The organism is Streptomyces sp. NPDC008137 (assembly GCF_042957035.1).
Taxonomy (GTDB): Bacteria; Actinomycetota; Actinomycetes; order Streptomycetales; family Streptomycetaceae; genus Streptomyces.
In genome coordinates, this window is record NZ_JBIBHN010000067.1 from 1 (window position 1) to 5,333 (window position 5,333).

At 69.7% G+C, this 5,333-nt stretch carries 5 protein-coding genes; 3 read left to right on the top strand and 2 right to left on the bottom strand.

Annotation, left to right across the window (positions count from 1 at the left end):
• Positions 1-90: 90 nt before the first annotated feature.
• Positions 91-831, bottom strand: coding sequence for a helix-turn-helix domain-containing protein (locus ACFZBT_RS40700; protein WP_391115642.1), 741 nt, complete (start codon positions 829-831; stop codon positions 91-93).
• 177 nt (positions 832-1,008) lie between these two features.
• Between ACFZBT_RS40700 and ACFZBT_RS40705 the strand changes: the two genes are divergently transcribed.
• The gene (locus ACFZBT_RS40705; protein WP_391115644.1) at positions 1,009-1,467 is read left to right on the top strand and encodes a TIGR03618 family F420-dependent PPOX class oxidoreductase; all 459 of its coding nucleotides are present in this window, start codon (positions 1,009-1,011) and stop codon (positions 1,465-1,467) included.
• A 75-nt stretch (positions 1,468-1,542) separates the two neighbouring features.
• On the opposite strand, the gene ACFZBT_RS40710 is transcribed toward ACFZBT_RS40705, so the two are convergent.
• A complete protein-coding gene (locus ACFZBT_RS40710; protein ID WP_391115646.1) occupies positions 1,543-2,334 on the bottom strand; it encodes an IclR family transcriptional regulator C-terminal domain-containing protein in 792 nt (263 codons plus the stop codon).
• Positions 2,335-2,531: 197 nt separating this feature from the next.
• Between ACFZBT_RS40710 and ACFZBT_RS40715 the strand changes: the two genes are divergently transcribed.
• Positions 2,532-3,869 (top strand): gluconate:H+ symporter, encoded by a 1,338-nt coding sequence (locus ACFZBT_RS40715; protein ID WP_391115648.1) that lies wholly within the window; start codon positions 2,532-2,534, stop codon positions 3,867-3,869.
• 36 nt (positions 3,870-3,905) lie between these two features.
• Entirely contained in the window at positions 3,906-5,237 is a 1,332-nt protein-coding gene (locus ACFZBT_RS40720; protein ID WP_391115650.1) for an enolase C-terminal domain-like protein, read from the top strand.
• Positions 5,238-5,333: the final 96 nt, after the last annotated feature.

A 5,333-nucleotide genomic window follows, 5' to 3' on the forward strand; every position in this document is an offset into this window, starting at 1 on the left:
CCTACACGCCTACAACCACCACCGCTGCCACACCGCACTCGGCGGTCAGCCACCGATCAGCCGCGTTAACAACCCTGCGGGTCAATACACCTAGGCCGGCGTTTGCTGGATTCTCGTCCAGAAGTGGTCGACGATCCGGTGCAGGAAGTCGCGGGCGGTGTCGCCCGCGTCGCCGCTGCCGCCGCCCCAGCTCAGGGTGGCGGCCATATGGCCCTGGTAGTCCTCGTGCAGCGCCCGCAGGGCGCCCTCCAGGAACGGCCGGTCCAGGGGCACGAGTTTGGCCACCGGGCGTACGTAGGCCTGCCAGCGGGTGCTGACCGCGCTGCGCAGCAGATCGCCGAGCTTGGCGTTCCGGCCCGTGACGGTGACGAAGTCGCGCAGGCCGAGGCCGAGTACGTCGGCGAGGGCGCCGGACTGGCGGTCCGTGCCGCGCCAGGTGTCGGTCTCCTCCATGTGCAGATACGCGTGGACCTCGTGTCCGACGGCCCGGGCCACGTCCTCGGGGGCGAGGCAGCGGGCGATGCGGTGTTCGCGCAGGGTGCGGGGTCTGCCGATGAGTTCACCCGGTGAGCACCACAGCACACCTGCGAGAGCGGTGAGTTCGGAGTTGGACGGGGCCGCGGTCCCGCGCTCCCAGTCGATCACGTGGTCCGGGGTGACGCGGGGGTGCCCGTACGAGACACGCATGCCGTGGGCGACGTGCTCGGGTGTCATGCCGAGGGCCGCGCGCAGGCGGCGGGCTGCCGGGGCGTTGAAGGGCGGGGCCGTGGGGGCGGGCTGGGGTGGGGGAGTGGGAGCGGGCTTGCCCGGGCGGGCTGAAGGTCGGCGCACGCGCCACAAGCTAGGGCGGCGGGGGTGCGTTGACTACGGTCTGTTCGGCCAGGATCACGGATTGTAGGAAGCTACGGCTACCGGCGGGTTCGGCCGGGGCCGAAGATCGGCTTGTCGGTCGGGGCGGGTTGGGGGTAGGGATGTCCCGGGCCTGATGATCATGGGTCCGGAAAGGCAGTGAACTACGTGAACGGCAAGCTCAAAGGGCATATTCGCGAGCGGCTTCTCGCGCCGAACTTCTGGCATCTCGCGACGGTGGGGGCCGACGGGGCGCCTCAGGTGTCGCCCATGTGGGCGGACATCGAAGACGGGTACGTCATGGTCAACACCTCGATCGGGCGGGTGAAGGAGGAGAACCTGCGGCGCAATCCGTACGTTTCCCTGTCCCACCACGACCCGGAGAACCCCTACGACCGGGCCGAGATCCGGGGGAAGGTCGTCCGCTTCGTGGAGGGCGAGGAGGCGGAGCGGGGCATGGACCGGCTGACGCGCAAGTACCTCGGGAAGGACCGGTATCCGTGGATGCTGCCCGGCGAGCGCCGGGTGATGCTGCTGATCGAGCCGACGCGGGTGCGGACGCTCGAAGGTGTGGAGCCGTTCCGGGCGGGGGTCCTGCCGGACGGGGCGACCGGCTGAGAAGCCCCTCGCGAGATTCCTGAAGCGTCGTGCGCGGGCCGTGGTCGGGCAGTCCCGACCACGGCCTTCCGCGCTTCAGCGCCAGTCCGGTACGCCCGAGGCCGGGGGTAGCCGGGACTCGATCCTCGCTCGGATGTCGCTCATCACGGAGATGATGCGGGTCTCGTGTTCCGTGGTCAGCCGGGCCACCGGGACCGAGCAGCTGATGGCGTCCACGGCCGGTGTGCCGTAGCGCAGGGCGAAGCCGAAGCCGGCGATGCCCGGCACCGTCTCCTCGCGGTCGACGGAGTAGCCGCGCTCGCGCACCCCGGCCAGGTCGGCGAGCAGGGTCGCGCGGTCGGTGTGCGTGTTCTCGGTGAGGCCGGTCAACGGGCCGTCGCCGAGGGGTAGTTCGTCGTCGGCGCGCTCGGCGAGCAGTGCCTTGCCCAGTGCGCCGGCGTGGGCCGGGACGCGGCGGCCGACCCTGCTGATGGTGCGCAGGTACTCGTGGGACTCGCGGGTGGCGAGGTAGACGACGTCCCGGCCGTCGAGCCGTGCCAGGTGGATCGTCTCGCCGAGCGCGTCCGACGCCTCGTCCAGGTAGGGCCGGACCGCCCGGATACGGCGGTCCCCGTCTAGATAACCGGTGCCGGTGAGCAGCGCGCGGATCCCGATGCCGTAGAGGGAGCCGGTGGCGTCGGTGCGGACCCAGCCGGAGTCGATGAGCGTCCGCAACAGCTGGTACATGCTGCTGCGCGGCACGTCCAGTTCCTCGGCGAGCTGGTCGAGACGCGAGGGCTCCTCGCCTCGCTCCGCGAGCAGTTCCAGCAGTGCGACGGTTCTGGCCGCCGACTTCACGCCGCGGACGCCTCTGCTGCTCTCCTGCATGGGCTCAATCGTAGGTCCGGGGCGCCGCGTCGATCGTGCACATCAATCTGTGATCGCCCGGGCCATTGACCCGCTTCGTTCACGCACTTAGCCTCCATCTGCATACGTGGACGTCATCTGCATACGGGGATGGGGCTCTCGCCGGTTCAAGGGGTGAGACCTCACCAGTTCACTCACCAGTTCAAAGGGGAACTGCCTTGCCTCTGCTCGTCGTCGGGATCAGCGTCGTGGTCCTGCTCCTGCTCATGACCCGGCTGAGAATGAACGGCTTCGCGGCGCTGTTGCTCGTCGCGGTCGGTGTCGCACTGGTCCGCGGCATTCCGGTGGCGACCATCCCGGACGTCCTCTCCGAGGGCATCGGGGACCAGATCGGCGACACCATGCTGACCATCGGGCTCGGTGCCATGGTCGGCCGGGTGATGGGGGATTCGGGCGCCGCGCAGCGCATAGCCGGCAAGCTCCTCGACGCCTTCGGTCCGCGATGGGTGCAGGTGGCCATGGTGGTCACGTCCATGCTCATCGGCGTGACCATGTTCTACGAGGTCGCGTTCGTCATCATCGTGCCCATCGCGTTCACGCTGGTCAGGGTCACCGGCGCGAAGCTCCTGTGGGTCGGGCTGCCGATGTCCATCGCCCTGTCCACCATGCACAGCTTCCTGCCGCCGCACCCCGGCCCCACCGCCGTCGCCGCGACCTTCCACGCCTCCGTCGGGCTGACGCTCTTCTACGGCCTGTTCATCGCCGTGCCCGCGGGGGCGCTCATCGCCCTGGCCTGGCCGCGTCTTCCGTTCGTCGCCCGGATGACGCCCACCATCCCCAAGGGGCTGGTCAGCGAGCGCGAGTTCAGCGAGGAGGAGATGCCGGGGCTCGGGTGGTCGCTGTTCGTGGCACTGTTCCCCGTGGTGCTGATCGTGGCCGCGGCCGTGACCGACATGGCGGCTTCGGGAGACAGCCCGTTCCTGCACGTCGTCGCCTTCGTCGGCTCGGCGCCGATCGCCCTGCTGCTGACCCTGTGCCTGGCGATCTGGGTGTTCGGGCCGCGGATCGGGCGGAGCCTGGGCGATGTCGGCGCCTCCTGTTCGTCGGCGGCCCAGGCCATGGCGATGATCCTGCTGGTGATCGGTGCGGGCGGGGCCTTCAAGAACGTCCTCGTCGAGGGTGGTATCTCCGACTACATCAAGGACGTCACCGACGGCTGGTCCGTCTCTCCGATCGTCCTCGCCTGGCTCGTCGCCGTCATTCTGCGCATCGCGCTCGGCTCGGCCACGGTCGCCGTCGTCACGGCCTCAGGTGTCGCCCTGCCGCTGCTGGCCGGGAGTGGGGTTCACCCGGAGGTGATGGTGCTCGCCGTGGCGTGTGGCTCCATCGCGTTCTCGCATGTGAACGACCCCGGGTTCTGGTTGTTCAAGGAGTACTTCAACCTGTCCGTCGTCGAGGCGATCAAGGTACGGACTTCCTATACGACGGTGCTCGCGGTGCTCGGGCTGGGGGGTGTGCTCGCGGTCGAGTGGGCGCTGGACGTTTTTGGGCTGTAGACCGATTCATCCACTAGTCAAGGGACTTGGACCAGCATGAGCAGTCAGCCGACCGTCACCGCGTTCGCCGTCTACCCCGTCGCCGGGCGGGACAGCATGGAGCTGAACCTCTCCGGCGCGCACGGGCCGTACTTCACCCGCAACGTCGTCGTTCTCACCGACTCCGAGGGGCGTACCGGGCTGGGGGAGGTGCCCGGCGGGGAGAAGATCACGCGGACGCTGCGGGATGCCGAGTCGCTTGTCGTCGGAGCCGAGCTGGGGGACTACCAGCGGGTGCTGCGGGAGATCGGGGAGCGGTTCGCCGACCGGGACGCGGGTGGGCGGGGTGCGCAGACGTTCGATCTGCGGACCACGGTTCATGCGGTGACCGCGGTGGAGTCGGCGTTGCTCGATCTGCTCGGGCAGCATCTCGACGTGCCCGTCGCCGCACTGCTGGGGGACGGGCAGCAGCGGTCGTCCGTGCGGGTGCTGGGTTATCTCTTCTACGTGGGTGATCCGGACCGGACCGATCTGGAGTACGTCCGGGAGCCGGAATCGGACGTGGAGTGGTACCGGGTGCGGCATGAGGAGGCGTTGTCGCCGGGGGCGATCGTGCGGCAGGCGGAGGCGGCGTACGAGCTGTACGGGTTCCGGGACTTCAAGCTCAAGGGGGGTGTGCTGGCGGGGGTCGAGGAAGTCGCTGCGGTGCGGGCGCTGAAGGCGCGGTTTCCCGAGGCTCGGGTCACGCTTGATCCGAACGGGGCGTGGTCGCTGCGGGAGGCGGTTGAGCTGTGTCGGCCGCTGGTGGGGACGCTGGCGTATGCCGAGGATCCGTGTGGGGCGGAGGGGGGTTATTCCGGGCGGGAGGTGCTCGCGGAGTTCCGGCGGGCCACGGGGTTGCCTACGGCTACGAACATGATCGCTACGGACTGGCGTCAGCTGGCGCATGCGCTGGCTCTGCAGTCGGTGTCCATTCCGCTGGCCGATCCGCACTTCTGGACGATGCGGGGGTCGGTGCGCGTGGCGCAGTTGTGCAACGCCATGGGGTTGACGTGGGGGTGTCACTCGAACAACCACTTCGACATCTCGCTGGCGATGGTGACGCACTGCGGGGCGGCGGCTCCGGGGGAGTACAACGCGCTGGACACGCACTGGATCTGGCAGGAGGGGCTGGAGCGGCTCACTGTTTCTCCGCCCCGGATCGTGGGTGGGGAGGTCGCGGTGCCGGATGCTCCGGGGCTGGGGGTGACGGTTGATATGGACCGGCTTCTCGCGGCGCACGAGCTGTATCGGGAGAAGGCGCTGGGGGCGCGGGACGATGCGGTGGGGATGCGGTATCTGGTGCCGGGATGGGAGTTCGACGGGAAGCGGCCGTGTCTCGTGCGGTAGTCGCCTGCGGGTGGGTGGGGGGTCGGGGCCGTGGGGGGGGGGGGGGGGGGGGGGGGGGGCGGGCGGGGGGGGGGGGGGGCGGCGCGGGGGGGGGGT